The following is a 16,111-nucleotide window of genomic DNA, read 5'->3' on the forward strand; positions in this document are numbered from 1 at the left end:
AGCGCCCGGCGGTTCACCGAGTGCTCGGCCGGGCCCCCGGCGACCGGGACGGTGACCATCCCTTAGTGTGCGGCGCGTTCTCTATCGACTAGCGTTGTTCCCATGATGAGAATGTGCATCCCGCTCAGGGAGGTCACTCGCATGGACCTGGCCACGGCGGGCGGCAAGGGCGCCAACCTCGGCGAGCTGGTGCGGGCGGGGTTCCCCGTGCCGCGCGGCTTCGTCGTGACGACCGATGCCTACCGATCAGCGACGGCAGACCTGGAGCATCCGACGAAGGAGGCCATCGCGGCACGCCCACTCCCCGACGAGGTCCGCGAGGCGGTGGAGCGCAGTTACCGGGACCTCGGCGGGGGGCCGGTCGCCGTGCGGTCGAGTGCGACGGCGGAGGACCTGCCTGGTGCGGCCTTCGCAGGGCAGCAGGACACCTTCCTCAACGTCGTCGGCGCCGACGCCGTGGCCGCCGCGGTGCGGGCCTGTTGGGCCTCCCTCTGGAGTGATCGCGCCATCGCCTACCGCGCTCGCCTCGACGTTCCCGACGACTCGGTTGCCATGGCCGTGGTCGTCCAGCAGCTCGTGCCCGCGGACTGGGCCGGAGTCATGTTCACCGCGAACCCCGTCACGGGGGCCCGCGACGAGATCGTCATCGACTCCAGCCCCGGGCTCGGCGAGTCTGTCGTCTCGGGCGCCGTGACCCCCGACCACGCGGTCCTCGCCGCCGACGGGTCCGTGCTCGAGCGGCACGCGGGCCGGCACGAGACGGTGGTGCGGCCCACCCCCGGGGGCGGCACGTCCACGGAGGCCGGCGACCAGGGCACCCCCGCGCTCCCGGCGCAGGTGCTGGCGCTGCTGGCCGACCAGGCGCGAGCCGTCGCCGCGCACTTCGGGTCCCCTCAGGACATCGAGTGGGCCATCGCCGACGACACCATCCAGCTGACGCAGGCTCGCCCAATGACAGCACTGCCACCGGCTCCATTGCGGCTCAACCGGATCCAGCGGTTCATCGGTCCCGTGATCGTGGAGCTGCTCCCGCGGCGACCGCTGCCGATGGAGCTGACAGCATGGTCGGGGGACATCATCCTGCGCCACCTCGAGCGCATGTTCGCGGGTCTGGTGGGTGCGCGAGTGGATGCCGATGCGACGCTGCCCACCGTCGACGGGATCGTGCAGTCCTACGTCCCCGTCATCCCGCAACCGACCCTACGGACCCCGGCCCGGGTCGCGGGCTCGCTCGCACGTGCCTTCCGGCGCCGTCCGGCCGACTGGGTGCAGCATCCCTTGGCAGCCGAGATCGTCCGACGAGCCGGCGCGCTCGATGCGACGGACCTGCGGAAGGCAACCTGGGCCGAGCTCCTCGCCGTGCAGGGGGCGGCTCGCGGCATCGTCGAGGACGTCGCCGATCTGCGCGTCGAGTACCTGCCCGCGGCCGGGCGCGCCCTGGTCACGCTCAAGGTCGCGCTGGCGCTGCTCGGTGGCGAGCACGAGATGGCAGACCTGCTCATCGGCGCGGACACGCAGACGATGCAGGCCAACGCCGCGATCGAGGCCATGGCCGCCACTGTCAGCGGCGAGCCGGCCCTGCATCACGCCTTCCGGGCCACCGCGAGCGCCGAGCTCGTCGACCTCGTGGCCCTGGACCCCGCCGCGGCGACCCTACGCGCCCAGCTCGCCGAGTTCACCGAGCAATTCGGACATCGGGAGACGTCCACCCTCATGTTGCTCAAGGACCCTACGTGGGGTGACTCACCTGGGACGGTGCTCGGGCTCGTCCGCGTCATGCTGTCGCGGACCGAGCCGTCGGCGACCCCGGGGCAGTCGGCCCGCACCTACTCGCTCGAGCGGCTGGTCCGGGAGCCGCGGGTCCGGCGGTTCCACGCCCAACGATGGCTCCGCTCTCTCATCGAGCGGGCCAGCGACGGAGTCGCGCTGCGCGAGGACACCCACTTCGAGATCACGCGCGCCATGCCCGTCGTGCGCCGCGCCGTCCTCGAGATCGGCGACAGACTCGCGGCCCACGGCTGGATCGACGCACCGGGCGACATCTGGTACCTCCTCTGGGACGAGGTCGCCGCCCTCCCCGACCCCGTCGAGGGTGCGCGTGGCGACCGGCTCCGGGAGGCGGTCGCGCGCCGCCGGAGGGCGTACACCGCGCTCGCGTCGTCGCCCCTCATCGCGACGACGACCCTCTATCCCGGCCGGCCGGCGACCGGAAACGCCCTCCTCACCGGCATCGCCGGGGGCGGCGGACGAGCCGTCGGCAGCGTCCGCGTCATCCGCGACACCGACGAGTTCGGCTACGTGGAGGCGGGCGACATCCTCGTCTGCCCCGCGACCAGCCCAGCCTGGACGCCCCTCTTCGCCCGGGTCGCCGCGGTCGTCGTCGACCACGGCGGCCCCGCCTCCCACGCGGCGATCGTTGCTCGCGAGTACGGCATCCCCGCGGTCCTCGCCGTCGGCACCGGCACGTCAACCCTCGCCACCGGGCAACGCGTCCTCGTCGACGGCGACCACGGGCTCGTCCTCCCCGGCGACGACCACCCAGGGCCGTGAGCACCGACTTCCGCCGCAGGCCCCGACGACGCGGCGCTGCCCTCGAGGACGCGATTCTCGACGCGGTCGTCGAGATCCTCGACGAGTCCGGCTATGGCGAGCTCACCTTCGAGGCCGTCGCCCAACGCGCCGGCGCGGGCAAGGCGTCGATCTACCGGCGGTGGCCGACCCGGGTCGACCTCGCCCGGGCCGCTGCCCAGCGCCTCCTGGGCGAGGACGCGGCGCCGCCTGACACCGGCAGCCTCCGAGGGGATCTCAGGACGTGGATCCGGCTCGCGGCGGACCTGCTCACCGGCCCCCTGGGCGAGGCGCTGCGCGGTGCCTCGGCCGAGGCACTCACTCCGGCCTACGCCGGCGGCGGCCGACTCTCCCTCGCGAGCGGGTGGTTCGGCCCCAACGTCGACGTCATCCTCGATCGGGCCCGCCGGCGGGGTGAGCCGGTCGTGGAACCGAGCCCCATGGTCCGCTCGACACCGGCGACGCTCCTGCGCTTTCACTTCCTCACCCACGGCGCGCCGATCGAGGACGACGTCATCGACGCGATCGTGGACGAGGTGGCCCTCCCCCTGTTCACCACGCCACGCGCCTGAGCCAGCCTGGCGTCGGCCCTTTCACCCCGAAAGCCGGCCCGTTCAGGCCACACTGGAGGCGTGGACAGCGCGCGAAACCGGCAGAACACCATCGACGCGGTCGCGGCGTTCAACGCGGGCGCCCTGGACCGCTACCTGGCCAGCTATGCGCCCGAGGCAACCATCCACGGACTCCCCGAGCACCTCGAACCCAACCTCACGGGTCATCGCGAGTTCCTCACGCAGATGCGGCGGGCCCTGCCCGACTTCACGTCGACGATCGAGGACCTCGTCGCGGAAGGTGACCTCGTCGCGGCACGGCTGACCTACAGCGGCACCCACGAGGGCGTGCTTCGCGGGGTCCCACCGACGGGCAAGCGGCTCACGTGGGAGGCCATGACGTTCCGGCGGTTCAACGATGACGGCCTGACGGTCGAGCGCTGGATCCTCGGCGACAACCTCTCCCTGCTCCACCAGCTCGGCCTGGTCTGACCGGGCCGGCGCCCCCTCGTCGTGCGCTCTCATCAGGGCGACGTCGATGAGACGGAGATTCGGCGAGAGCACTTCGTCCCCCCGGGCGTACGGTCGGCACATGATCACCGCGGTGCACAACCTCATCTACTCCGATGACCCGGCCGCGACGCGGGCCTTCTTCCGCGACGTGCTCCAGTGGCCGTTCGTCGTCGACGCCGACGCATCCGAGGAGCCGGAGCCAGGTGCCGACGCCTGGCTGATCTTCCGGTCGGGCCCGAGCGAGCTCGGCGTCCACCCGACGTCGAGTGAGGGGTACTCCAGCCCCCGGCACCACGCGGTCTCGCTCATGTGCGACGACCTGCGGGCCACGATGGACGAGCTCGCCTCTCGGGGAGCGACGTTCACGTCAGATCCGGTGGACCATGGCTACGGCATCGTCGTCATGGTCGCGGTGCCCGGGGCCGACGACATGCAGCTGTACGAGCCCCGGCACGCCATCGCCCACTCTCTGGGGTGAGGTTCACCCGCCGGTCGACGCCCAGTACGACTTGCCGCCGGCCGCGGCTCCCCGGCTCTTCCTCCGGTCCATGAGTCCAAGCGTGGCCAGGTCACATGGGGGACGCGGCGATGCCGACCCCCATCGCTGCCCCGAAGGTCGCCCGCGATGCCAGCGCCTCGCGGAGCTCGGCATCGGCGTCCACGAGCGACCGGCGGACGGCGGGCGTGAGGTCGTCGCGGCGCAGCGCCGCCCTGCTCAGGGTCTCCGTCGCTTCGGTGAAGACCTTGGGGAACGCGGCCAGCACGACCCGGGAGAGGGCGTCCTCGCCCACCCACGCCGACATGGCCGGGACGTCCGTGAAGTACCGCTCCACGTAGTCCGCGACGAGGCCGTCGTCCGGTGACATCCACAGGCCCCTTGCGAGGTGGACCATCTCGTAGTTCGAGCGGCCGTGCCGGCCCGTCAGCTGGTCCCACGCCCAAGACTTCGCCTCCGGCACCGGCAGCGCGGCCCGGCACATGAGTGCGTTGAGGGCGCCCTGGAGGGTGTCGTCCCTGGACCGGAAGGAGTCGACTGCTGCGCCGTCGATCAGGCCGCGCGAGGCGAGGTTGCGGACCACGATCCAGCGGAAGTCCCCGTCGTCCTCGAGACCGCGCGGCAGGCCGGAGCCCTCGGCCCAGGCCCGCAGGAGCGACTCGTCGGCGCTCGTGCCGGCGAGGAGGCGGGCCGCGGCGAGGGACCGCGTCGTCCCCTCCTCGGCCCGGGCGAGCAGGTCCCCCGCGCTGCGCGCCAGCCGGGCGAGGGCCCGCGCCTGCCCCTGCCGCGGCACGAAATGGGGCACGACCCGGTGCTCGGCGTAGAGGGCCATCCGCGTCAGGATCGACGCGTTACCCTCCAGGACCCAGGTCGCCTCGAAGACGTCGAGGAAGGTCACCGGTGAGACGTCTGCCACGTGCACGCCGTCGATGAGCGCCGACCAGATCACCGCTCTGGCCTGGGCATCCGGGACCCGGCTGAGCTGGACCGGCAACGCGTCGAGCGTGCCGTCGTCGAGGCGCACCCGCGCCCAGGTCAGGTCGCTCGAGTTGGGCACGAGGACCGCAGGGTGCGCGCTCCCGGCCAAGCCGTCGAGCGGGGTTTCGTCCCCCACCGCCATGACGTCGACCCGTGACACTGCGACTCCGTCGGTCCAGCCCGCAACGTCGAGTGCGTGGGGCCGGTCGGCGGGATGTGCAGCGGGCACCTCGCGCAGCAGCCGCGCGGAGCGGACGACGCCATCCTGCTCCTCGAGGTCGACCGAGATCGTGTCACGGTCGGCGGTGAGCAGCCATCCTGATGACCAGGCACGGAGGTCCGTACCACTCGCGCGCTCGATTGCGCCGAGGAAGTCGGCGAGGGTGCCGTTGGAGTAGGACCGGTCGGTGAGATACGCGCGCACGCCCGCAATGAAGGCCTCGTCTCCGACGTAGGCGATGAGCTGGCGCAGGACCGCGGCACCCTTGGCGTACGCGATCCCGTCGAAGTTCTGCAGCGCGCTCTGTGCATCGAGGGCCTCGACACCCGCGACGGGGTGGGTTGACGGCGAGCGCTCGGCACCGTAGCCCCACACCTTGCGCACGATCGACGAGTCGACCCACGCGTCGGTGTACTCCGTCGCGTCCACGAGGCACCGGTGTGACATGTACTCGGCGAAGGATTCGTTGAGCCACAGGTCGTCCCACCACTTCATCGTGACAAGGTCGCCGAACCACATGTGCGACATCTCGTGGCTCACGGTGTTCGCCCGGCTGAGCAGCTCGTCGCGGGTCGCCGCCCCTCGGAACAGGTACTGGTCGCGGAAGGTGACGCAGCCGGGGTTCTCCATCGCTCCGGCGTTGAACTCCGGCACGAACACCTGGTGGTACTCGCCGAAGGGGTAGCGGATGCCGAAGAGCCCGTGGAAGTAGTCGAAGCTCTGCCGCGTCACCGTGAAGATCTCCGCGGCGTGCCGCTCGAGCGGCTCTCGCAACGAGGCGCGCGCATGGAGGCCGAGCGGGATGCCGTCGTGCTCGTCCCGCACGGAGACGTACGGGCCGGCGCACACGGTCACGAAGTACGTTGCGAGCGGCCGCGTCGTCGCCAGCCGCCACTCGCCCGGCGACGACGGGCCCGACGCCGTCGCGGCGCCGTTGCCCAGCACGACCCAGTCCTGCGGCGCGCGGACCGTGATGTCGTAGGGGGCCTTGAGGTCCGGCTGGTCGAAGCAGGCGTACACGCTCGGCGCAGCATCGAGGAAGAGGTGCCCGTAGACGTAGTCACGCCGGTCGGCCGGGTCCGTCGCCCGGTGCAGGCCCTGGCCGTCGTGGCTGTAGGCCATGGTGGCCCGCACGACGAGGACGTTCTCTGCGGCAAGGTCCCGGAGCGGCATCCGACCCCCAGCCACCTCGGCGGGATCGAGGGCCGTCCCGTTGAGCATGATCGACTCGATGGAGCGAGCCTTGACGTCGACCCAGCTGTCGGCACCCGGCGAGCCACACGTGAAGGCGATGCTCGAGACCGAGCCGAAGACCTCGGCACCCTGGTCGAGGTCGAGCTCAACGGCATACGACGTCACGGAGATGAGCTCGGCCCGCTCTCGGGCCTCGGCCAGGGTGAGGCTATGCATGGAAGGGAGCCTGCCAGATCGGCAGGGTCGCCATGCCCCGGACGGGGTGAGAGTTGTGGATTACCGCTGCGCCATGTTCTCCAGCCGTGCGATCCGCTGCCCCATCGGCGGGTGCGTCGCGAAGAAGCGCGACACGTCCTGGGTCCGGAACGGGTTGGCGATCATCATGTGGCTCGCGTTGACGATCTGCTGCTGGGGGGCGAGCGGCGCCCGCGCCACGCCGGCCTCGAGCTTGCGCAACGCCGAGGCGAGGGCGATCGGGTCCCCGGTGAGCCTCGCACCATCCTCGTCGGCGTCGTACTCACGCGTGCGGCTGATGGCGAGCTGGATCATCATCGCGGCCATCGGGGCGAGGAAGGACATCGCGAGGAGCGCGAGCGGGTTGGGCCGGTTCTCGTCCGAGCCGCCGCCGAACATGCTCGTGAACATGAGCATCTGGCCGATCGACGTGATGACACCGGCGATGGCGGCCGCGACGGAGCTCGTCAGGATGTCGCGGTTGTAGACGTGCATCAGCTCGTGCCCGAGCACCCCGCGCAGTTCCCGCTCCGTGAGCAGGCCGAGGATCCCCTCGGTGCAGCAGACCGCGGCGTTCTGCGGGTTGCGGCCGGTGGCGAAGGCGTTGGGGGCCTGCGTCGGCGACACATACAGCCTCGGCATCGGCTTGCCGGCAGCCGTGGACAGCTCGCGCACGATGCGGTACATGGCCGGTGCCTGGGCCTCCGACACCGGGTAGGCCCGCATCGCGCGGATCGCGAGCTTGTCGGAGTTCCAGTAGCCGTAGGCGGTCGTGGCGACACCGATGAGCGCGAACAGCCAGATGTAGCGGCCATTTCCGATGAGGGCACCGAGCCCGAGCAGGAGGGCCCAGATGCCGCCGAACAGGGCAGCCGTCTTGAGCCCGTTGAAGTGCCTGTGCATGCCGGTTGAACGAGTGGTCGGCTTCGCGTGTTCCTGAATGTCTCGCCGGGGAGATGAGGCCGTATGCCGCTGAGCTGGCTCGCGTTCACCGGGCCCAGTCGCGCTCGGCGCCAGTCCGTCAAGTCGCGCACGGCTGCCTTCTGCTCCCAACGCATCAGCCGAATCTGCCTGAGCCGGTATCGGATTGACGGTGCGCTTCCCGCACAGGGGCCGGGTCGTCGCGCGCGATCCAGTGTTGCCAGCGTCACATCAGGCTGATTTCTCAACTACTACGTGTAGTAGTAGTGTTCATCTCGCCAGGGGAAACCAGGGAACAGGGAACCAGGGAAACGGGAGTCCCTCCCACTCAAAGGAGAAGCGCGATGCGCAAGACGCTTGACCAGCTCATCTCATGGACCGGCCTCATCCTCGCCGTTGTCCTCCTCGCCGCAGGCGGCCTGCTGATGTACGCCAGCAACTTCGTCCACCAGAACGTCGAGAGCCAGCTCAGCCAGCAGCGGATCACGATGCCCGCGGCCGACCGCCTCGAGACGCAGGCTCAGAAGGACGCCCTCCTGCAGTACGCCGGCCAGCAGATGACCACGGGCGACCAGGCCAAGGCCTTCGCCGACCAGTACATCCTCGTCCACATGAACGCGAGCTCGGACGGCCGGACCTACGAGGAGGTCTCGGGCGAGTACATGAAGATGGCCAAGGACCCCAACGCCAACGCCGACGAGGTCAAGGCCCTCGGTGACCTGCGCCAGAGCCTCTTCATGGGCAACGCACTCCGCGGCATGCTGCTCAACGCCTACGCCTTCGGCACGATGGGCACCATCGCCTTCATCGCCGGGATCGGCGCCTTCATCGCCTCGGGCGTCCTGCTGGTCCTCTCGTTCTTCGGCTTCCGTCACGCGAAGCGGGTTAACGACTTCGTCCCGAAGGACATCGTGAGCGGGACCCCAGCCACGGTCTGACCCACTGCAGCCCGTAGCAAGCACCCCAGAGCCGCCCCGCTGGTCACCACCAGCGGGCGCGGCTCTTGTCGTACGGGGCCGCAGCGTGGCTACTGTGGGCCACATGCTGCCCTGGTCTGCTGAGCTCTCCGGACGGATCGACGAGCACGTCATCGACAGTGCGCTGCTGCGCGGCAACCCGCTCGGTGACCCACATGAGCGACCGCTCTGGGTCTACCTCCCACCCGGCTACGACGACGAGCCAAACCGCCGCTACGCGAGCGTCTACGTCATCCAGGGGTACACCGGTCAGCTGGCCATGTGGCGCAACCGGACCCCGTTCCGCCAACCGTTCCTCGAGACCGCGGACGCAGTCTTCGCCGGCGGCGAGGCGCCCCCAACGATCGTCGTCTACGTCGATGCGTGGACGGCCTACGGCGGCAGCCAGTTCGTCGACTCCCCCGGCACCGGGCGCTATCACTCGTACCTCTGCGACGAGATCGTCCCGTTCGTCGACCGCCGCTACCGGACGGTTCCGGACCCTGCGCACCGAGCCATCGCCGGCAAGTCGAGTGGCGGTTTCGGCGCGATGATCACGCCCATGCTTCGTCCGGACCTGTTCGGCGCGCTGGCCACCCACGCCGGTGACGCGCTCTACGAGTACTGCTATATCCCGGACTTCGCCAAGGCCGTCCGCCACCTGCGCGACTACGACGGCGACATCACCACGTGGTGGGAGGACTTCCGCGGACGGACGGCCTTCACGAAGGAGGCCGACCAGGCGCTGCTCATGCTGCTCGGCGTCGCCGCCTGCTTCTCGGCGGCGCCGGACGGCACGCCGCTGCTGCCCTTCGACCAGACGAGCGGCCGCCTCGTGCCGGACGTGTGGCAGCGCTGGTTGGACTGGGACCCGGTGCGCATGGTGGACCGCTACGCCGATGCGGTGCGGTCCTGGCAAGCGGTGTGGATCGACGCAGGCACTCGCGACGAGTGGTTCCTCGACCTGGGGGCCCAGGCGTTCCTCTCGGAGATACGGCGAGCCGGGTTGCAGGACGAGCGAATCCACTTCGAGACCTTCGATGCGGGCCACGGCGCCATCGAGTACCGCTATCCCCTCGCCTTGGCCTGGCTCGCACAGCGCATCGCGCCCTGAGCCCCGACTCGTGCAGCTGTCCCCTATCGGAGCTGCAGCGTGGCATCGGGCGTTGAGCACGGGGTCGCTGGGCGCTGAGCGCTGAGCGCGGGGCCGCCGAGCCAGCGCGGTCGCGCCCTGGGAGCGCGGGATGCATCCCGCGCGCCAGCCGGAAACCCGCGCGGCATCGCCCCACCCGCGCGGGGCGCGCCAGCCGGAAACTCGCGCGGCATCGCCCAACCCGCGCGGGGCGCGTCAGCCGAAGAGCCGGAGCAGGACGTCTGGTTGCACGCTGACCACCGCCAGGAGGGCCGAGCTGATGACAAGGCCCGCAATGATGATCCGGCGGTTGCCCGGGCCCCGGGCGGCGGCCCGTCTGGTCCGGGTGGTCTGGGTGGTCTGGGTGGTTTCGGCGGGCTCAGGAGCACCGGTCACCTCGGCCGTCGTCACGACCGGCCGCAACCACCGCAGGTACACGGCGACCCCGAGCACCGCGTTGGCGGCCGCGATGACGGCGAGCCAGATCCAGCCCTCCACGACAACCGGGCGAAGGGCGACGATCTTGCCGACGAGTCCGATGATGCCCGGTGGCAGGCCGGCCAGGGACATCAGGGCCAGCCCGAGGGCTCCTGCACGCCAGGGGCTGCGGCGCCACAGGCCCTCATACGACTCCAAGGATCGACCAGACCCCGATCGCTCGCGCACCGTCAAGGCAACGACTGCGAAGGCGACGACGGTCGCGGCGACATAGGTGAGCAGGTAGATCCCGGAGGCGCGGTTCCCGAGGGGGGAGACGCTGACCAGCGGCAGCACGACCCAACCCGCCTGCGCGACAGTCGACCACGCGAGGAGGCGCACCACGTCGTTCTGCCTCAGCGCCATGATGTTGCCGACCGTCATGCTGAGCGCGGCGAGCAGCGCGATCGCACCGAGGGCGGAGGCACCGAGCACACTGACCGCTCGCAGCACGACCAGCAGCGCGGCGAGCGCCCCGATCTTCGACACAGTCGCGAGGAAGGTGGCGACAGGGACGGTGGCGCCGGAGTACGCCGTCGGGGTCCACGCGTGGAACGGCACGAGCGACAGCTTGAAGGCGAGCCCCGCAATGATGAGGACGACGGCCAGGCCGAGGATCGCGGTCGAGGTGTCCGGGAAGGCCACGGAGGCCGGTCCGGCGGACTCGACGTGGTAACCCTGGCCGAGCAGGGCCGCGTTGGCGTCGAGCATCGGTGTGCCTGTTGCGACGAGCCAGAGCGCCGCGCCGAGCACGAGCAGCGCGAAGGACACGAGCGAGGTGACGAGCAGCTGGACCGCACCAGCGACGGCACCCCGGCCGCCCCTGAGGGCGACGAGCCCGATCACGGGCAGCGTGGCGATCTCGAGCGCGATGAGCCAGGTGCCGAGGTCCCGGCTCGCGGCCACGACGACGGTCCCGGCGAAGGAGACGAGGAACAGGATCGCCTCGATCGGTTCCCTGGTGCCGTCCGCGGCGGCTCGGGCTCGCGCGCGTGGCCAGGCCAGGAGCACGACGATGAGCGCAGCGACCCCCGCCCCCAGCTGGAGCGAGCTCGTCAGCGAGTCGGCCTGCCAGAAGCAGGTCTGGGGCAACCCCTCGACACCGGTCTGCAGCGTCCCGGAGCCGACGGCCTGGCCCGTCGGCTCGACGCACAACGTCGCCTGCGCATCACCCGGAGCCTGAGCCAGGCCCGGGATCGTGGCTGCGGTCGCCCCCAGGATGGCGAGCACCGCGATGACGTAGGGCGGCTGCCGCAGACTGGGCCGGACGAGGTCGGCGACGAGGACGAGGACGGCTCCCCCGATCGGGATGAGCGCCGGCAGCAGCGTGCCGTAGTCGATGGCGAGGCCGGTCATCGGGCCACTCCCGACAGGAGGGCCGCGGCATCGAGCTCGGAGATGGTGAGCAGCAGGTGCGGCACCACACCCAGGGTGAGCATGACCGCGATGAGGCTGACGACGACGCCCCACCGGATGCCGCGCTCGTCCGCGACGACGTCCCTGGCCACGGTGTCGGTCTCGGGCGCGCCCTCTCCGGCCCAGAGGATCCGGGCGACGCGAAGGGCGTAGGCGGCCGCGAGGGCGATACCGACGGCGCCGACCACCACTGTCGCGCGCAGCACCCCGACGTTGACCCCCTCGGCCGGCGACCACGCGGCGTAGAGGGCGAGGAACTCGCCCCAGAAGCTGACCAGACCGGGCAGGCCCAACGCGGCCGCGAGACCGAAGACGAAGGCGATGCCGAAGCGGGGCGCGCGGTCGCGCAGCGCCACTCGCGGGACGGTGAGGTCGGCCGAGCCCCACTGCTCCTTGAGGTCCCCGACGAGGAAGAAGAGCAGGGCCGCCACGATCCCGTGCGCGATGTTGCCGAAGAGTGCTGCCTGGAGCCCGGTGTGGCTTCCCGAGGCGATGGCGATGGCGATGAACCCCATGTGGGCCACGGAGCTGTAGGCGATGAGCCGCTTGAGGTCCCGCTCGACGAGGCAGGCGAGGCCTCCCCAGATCGTCCCGACGGCGCCGAGCACGGCGAGCACGGGACTCAGCGCCGCCACCCCGTCCGGGACCGCGGCGACCGCGAGCCGGACGATGCCGTAGGTGCCCATCTTGAGGAGGACCGCAGCGAGCAGCACCGATCCGGCCGTCGGCGCGATGGTGTGAGCCGAAGGGAGCCAGGTGTGCAGCGGCCAGAGCGGCACCTTGACGGCGAGCCCGGTGAGCAGGATGGCGGCGATCGCGATCTCGAGACCGCGCGAGAGCCCCTTACCGTGCAGCTGTCCGAGGAGCGTCAGGTCGGACGTGCCCTGGTGGGCCACGAGGAACAGGATGCCGATGAGCATCAGCGTCGACCCGAAGACGGTGAACAGGATGAACCGGCCCGACGCATCGGCGCGTGCCGTGTCGCGGACGTGCTCGTCGCCGAACCGCCGGATGAGCAGCCACATCGGTACGAGGACGACCTCGAAGGCGATGAAGAAGAGCAGGGCGTCACGCGCGAGGAACGTCGCGAGGGCACCGGCCTCGATGAGCAGGATGCAGCCCAGGTAGGTCGAGCGTGACCCGCCCTGCGGGGTTGGCGCCGCGAGGGCATGGAGCACTACCGCCACGACGAGCAGGGCCGTGAACAGGACCAGGGCCGCCGAGATGCCGTCCACGGCGAAGTGCCAACGGATCCCCAGACTGCGGATCCACGGCACGTCGACGCTCTGGCTGCCTGCCACGACGGCCACGGCCAGCCCGGCGGTGACGAGTGCGGCGACGAGCGCGCCGATGGCAACGCCCGGCTCGGTCCTGCTGGCCGTGCCAGTCGGCATCGCCAGCAGGACGGCGGCCGCGAGGAGCGGAACGAGGAGGAGCAGCGTCACAGCCATGCCGCCACCCCCACTGCGACGACCATGCCGACGCCGACGACGAGGCCGACGATGGCCAGGGAGGGGATGGCGCGGTGGCTGCGCTCGCCCAGGCGGCCGAGCCCACGCGTTGCCACGACGGTCGCGCGCGGATAGGCGTCGACCACGTCACGGTCCAGCACGACGACGAGCCGCGCCAGGGCGGTGACCGCCATCCCGAACCGGGCGTAGGCGGTATCGGCTCCGAGGCCGCGCTCGGCACCCGCCCGCACCGCGGCGGGCACCCGATCGGCGACGTCCTCGTGCCCACCGCGGCTCAGGACCCAGACCTCGAAGGCGGCACCGGTGATGAGCAGGATCGACAGGACTGCCGTGAGCCAGCCGAGGTGGAGCGCACCCTCGACGGTGGTGAGGAAGAGCGTGCCGACCACCGTCAACACGGCCAGGCCCGCTACCGCGAAGGCGGCCGACAAGGTGATGGGCGCGTGACCCTCGGCTCCTGCGTGCGGCTCGGGCACCTCAACCCCTTCGTCGTCGGAGAGGGCTCGGGCCTCGGCAACGGCCCCGGTCAGGCGGGCCGGAGTCAACGCGGCCGCCTTCCCGGATGGGTCGAACGGCCCGTCGAGGAGCAGCCAGACGCGCGTGCAGTAGGCCGCCGTCAGGAAGACGGTGATCAGCAGCGCAACGAGGACCAGCCAGGCGCCCAACCCGACACCCTCCGCGACGCCCTCGAGGGCGGTGTCGATGACGGTCTCCTTGGTGAAGAAGCCGATGAGCGGAGGAACGCCCGCCAGGGCCGCCAGCCCGATGGCCATCGACCAGCGCAGCGCTCCGCGCAGCCGCAGGCGACCGCGCATCCGGGCCAGCGCCGTCCCCCCGACGAGGACGGCGATCCAGCCGACGCCGAGGAAGAGCAGCGCCTTGAAGAAGGCGTGACCGATGAGGTGGGAGACCCCGGGCACCGGGCCGACCTCAGCCGGGGCCGCGGCCAGCGCGCCGAGCATGATGGCGACCTGGCTCAGCGTGGAGTAGGCCAGCAACCGCTTGACGTCGCTCTGCAGCAGAGCGAGCCCAGCGGCATACACCATCGTGACGGCAGCGAGCACCGCGAGCAGGAGCCGTGCCCCGTCGTCGACGGCGTAGAGGGAGAACAGGCGGGCGATGACGTAGGTGCCGGCGGCGACCATCGTCGCCGCGTGGATGAGGGCCGACGCCGGGGTCGGGCCCTCCATGGCGTCGGGAAGCCAGTCGTGGAAGGGGAAGAGGCCCGACTTGCCCGCCACGCCGATGAGCACACCGACGAGGCCCACGGTGAGCAGAGCGTCCGACCCGGGAACGGTGAGCACGTCGAGCAGGTCGGTGCTGCGGGCTCGTACCGACAGGGCGATCAGCCCGACGACCATGCCGATGTCCGCCACGCTCGTGACGACGAAGGCCTTGTAGGCCGCTCGGCGCGCGGCGTATCGCTCGCTGTCGTGCCCGATGAGCAGCCAGGAGCACCAGCCCATGATCTCCCAGCCCACGAGGGTGAGAACGAGGTCGGAGGACTGCACGACGAGGAGCATCCCGGCTGCGAAGAGGGAGATCGTCGCGGCGAACTGGCCAGCGCGCTTGTCGTCGCGCATATACCAGACCGTGAAGACCTGGATCGCGAGCACGACGAGGGCGACGACGAAGCTGACGAGTCCGGAGAGACGGTCGGAGAGCAGGTGCAGTGGGACGCTGAGGTCGAGGAGTGGCAGGCCGCCCAGCGAGTCGATGTCCGTGGCGCGAACGGGCGCAATCCACTGGAGCAGACCGAGGACGGTCACGGTGGCGGCCGCCCCGACCGCGATCCCAGAGGCGATGACCCGCTGGCGCCGGGCGAGCAGGCCGAGGAGTCCCGCGAGGGCGGGGACCAGGACCATGAGGCGGACGACCCAGGTCACGAGACTCCCTCCGGCAGCCGACGGACTCGCTCGTCAGACGGCTGCTCAGCGGTGTCCGGCGGCGCCGTGTCGACCACTCCGGCCTCGCTGGTCTCCACCGCCTCGCCGCCGTCATCGCCGTCGGTCGGCTCGGGCTCGTCCGTGAGGTCGGGGGTCGCCGTCAGGTCGATGTGGCCGAACCGGCGGAACATCACCAGGATGATCGCGAGGGCGACGACGACCTCGGCCGCCGCGATCGTGATGACGAAGAGCGCGAGCACGGGGCCAGCCGCGAAGGGCACGCCAGAACGCGAGCCGGCCGTCACGAGAAGCAGGTTCGCGGCGTTGAGGATGAGCTCGACGCCGATGAGGACGAGCACGGCATTGCGCCGAGCCAGGACTCCGTAGACGCCGATCCCCGCGAGCACCGCAGCCAGCGCCGCGGGGTAGACGAGGCTCATCGCGCCTCCCCCTCGCGGTGGAGGACGAGGCGTGACACCGCGAACGCCGTGATGAGGGCGACGAGCAGGAGCACCGACAACAGCTCGAAGGGCCACACCCACGTGCCGAAGATGGCCTCCCCGATCTGGGGCGTCCCGGGCACGTCGGCGGCCACGTCGGCGGTCGCGAAGAACGGCATGAGCACCGATGCGAGCAGTGCCGCGGTCGCACCTCCCAAGACGCTCGCGAGTGTGCGCTGCCACGGCGCCGTGTCGATCTGCGGGTGCGGTCCGATCGGTGCGCGCGTCAGCATGAGGGCGAAGAGGACGAGCACGACGATCGCCCCGACATAGACGAGCAGCTGGACCAGTCCGACGAGCTCCTGGCCGAGCACGACGTAGGCGCCGGCGAGGGCACCGAGCGAGACGAGCAGCCAGAGCGCGGCATGGACGACCTGCTTCGTGGTGACGGACAGCAGGGCGGAGAGCGCTGTGATGACGCCGACGACGACGAAGGCGATCTCGCGGGACGTCACGCGTCACCGTCCCCCGGGATCGGCGTCGTTCTCAAGCCTTCCGCGTCGCCGCTGGCTCCCCCACCGTTTGCCCCGGGAGTGATGCCCGTACCGGCGCGCCGCACTGGTGTCGCCGCGGGGCCGGCCTCCCCGGGGGCGCCTC

13 protein-coding genes are annotated in these 16,111 nt (G+C 71.0%); 6 read left to right on the top strand and 7 right to left on the bottom strand.

The window, feature by feature from the left end; all coding sequences use genetic code 11:
* Positions 1 to 141 precede the first annotated feature (141 nt).
* From VIR15_RS19260 to VIR15_RS19275, 4 genes are all read left to right on the top strand, one after another.
* The gene (locus VIR15_RS19260; RefSeq protein ID WP_331930748.1) at positions 142 to 2,550 is read left to right on the top strand and encodes a PEP/pyruvate-binding domain-containing protein; all 2,409 of its coding nucleotides are present in this window, start codon (positions 142 to 144) and stop codon (positions 2,548 to 2,550) included.
* Complete coding sequence (locus VIR15_RS19265; protein WP_331930750.1) at positions 2,547 to 3,140, top strand: TetR/AcrR family transcriptional regulator; 594 nt, start codon at positions 2,547 to 2,549, stop codon at positions 3,138 to 3,140. The genes VIR15_RS19260 and VIR15_RS19265 overlap by 4 nt, the downstream gene beginning before the upstream one ends.
* A 60-nt stretch (positions 3,141 to 3,200) precedes the next feature.
* Positions 3,201 to 3,611: an ester cyclase gene (locus VIR15_RS19270; protein WP_331930752.1), complete on the top strand. Its 411-nt coding sequence runs from the start codon at positions 3,201 to 3,203 to the stop codon at positions 3,609 to 3,611.
* A 100-nt stretch (positions 3,612 to 3,711) separates the two neighbouring features.
* Positions 3,712 to 4,110: a VOC family protein gene (locus tag VIR15_RS19275; protein ID WP_331930754.1), complete on the top strand. Its 399-nt coding sequence runs from the start codon at positions 3,712 to 3,714 to the stop codon at positions 4,108 to 4,110.
* Positions 4,111 to 4,201: 91 nt separating this feature from the next.
* Here the strand turns inward: VIR15_RS19275 and pepN are convergent, their stop codons facing one another.
* Positions 4,202 to 6,736: an aminopeptidase N gene (gene pepN / locus VIR15_RS19280; protein WP_331930756.1), complete on the bottom strand. Its 2,535-nt coding sequence runs from the start codon at positions 6,734 to 6,736 to the stop codon at positions 4,202 to 4,204.
* 60 nt (positions 6,737 to 6,796) lie between these two features.
* Positions 6,797 to 7,657: a zinc metalloprotease HtpX gene (htpX, locus tag VIR15_RS19285; protein ID WP_331930758.1), complete on the bottom strand. Its 861-nt coding sequence runs from the start codon at positions 7,655 to 7,657 to the stop codon at positions 6,797 to 6,799.
* 362 nt (positions 7,658 to 8,019) lie between these two features.
* On the opposite strand from htpX, the gene VIR15_RS19290 reads away from it, so the two are divergent.
* Together VIR15_RS19290 and VIR15_RS19295 are read left to right on the top strand one after the other, a co-directional pair.
* Positions 8,020 to 8,613: a hypothetical protein gene (locus tag VIR15_RS19290; protein ID WP_331930760.1), complete on the top strand. Its 594-nt coding sequence runs from the start codon at positions 8,020 to 8,022 to the stop codon at positions 8,611 to 8,613.
* Between the two features lie 103 nt (positions 8,614 to 8,716).
* On the top strand, positions 8,717 to 9,745 hold the full coding sequence (locus VIR15_RS19295; RefSeq protein ID WP_331930762.1) for an alpha/beta hydrolase-fold protein: 1,029 nt from the start codon (positions 8,717 to 8,719) through the stop codon (positions 9,743 to 9,745).
* Positions 9,746 to 9,979: 234 nt separating this feature from the next.
* On the opposite strand, the gene VIR15_RS19300 is transcribed toward VIR15_RS19295, so the two are convergent.
* From VIR15_RS19300 to VIR15_RS19320, 5 genes are read right to left on the bottom strand one after another with little or no spacing between them, the layout of a single operon-like run.
* Positions 9,980 to 11,596, bottom strand: a complete 1,617-nt coding sequence (locus VIR15_RS19300) for an NADH-quinone oxidoreductase subunit N (RefSeq protein ID WP_331930764.1) — start codon at positions 11,594 to 11,596, stop codon at positions 9,980 to 9,982.
* Positions 11,593 to 13,107 (bottom strand): complex I subunit 4 family protein, encoded by a 1,515-nt coding sequence (locus tag VIR15_RS19305; RefSeq protein WP_331930766.1) that lies wholly within the window; start codon positions 13,105 to 13,107, stop codon positions 11,593 to 11,595. The genes VIR15_RS19300 and VIR15_RS19305 overlap by 4 nt, the downstream gene beginning before the upstream one ends.
* Positions 13,098 to 15,014: an NADH-quinone oxidoreductase subunit 5 family protein gene (locus VIR15_RS19310; protein WP_331930768.1), complete on the bottom strand. Its 1,917-nt coding sequence runs from the start codon at positions 15,012 to 15,014 to the stop codon at positions 13,098 to 13,100. The genes VIR15_RS19305 and VIR15_RS19310 overlap by 10 nt, the downstream gene beginning before the upstream one ends.
* Positions 15,011 to 15,454, bottom strand: a complete 444-nt coding sequence (gene nuoK, locus VIR15_RS19315; RefSeq protein WP_331930770.1) for an NADH-quinone oxidoreductase subunit NuoK — start codon at positions 15,452 to 15,454, stop codon at positions 15,011 to 15,013. Before nuoK ends, VIR15_RS19310 begins: the two co-directional genes overlap by 4 nt.
* Complete coding sequence (locus VIR15_RS19320; protein WP_331930772.1) at positions 15,451 to 15,969, bottom strand: NADH-quinone oxidoreductase subunit J family protein; 519 nt, start codon at positions 15,967 to 15,969, stop codon at positions 15,451 to 15,453. Before VIR15_RS19320 ends, nuoK begins: the two co-directional genes overlap by 4 nt.
* Positions 15,970 to 16,111 lie beyond the last annotated feature (142 nt).

This window comes from Intrasporangium sp. (genome assembly GCF_036566125.1).
In the GTDB taxonomy this organism is placed as follows: Bacteria; Actinomycetota; Actinomycetes; order Actinomycetales; family Dermatophilaceae; genus Intrasporangium.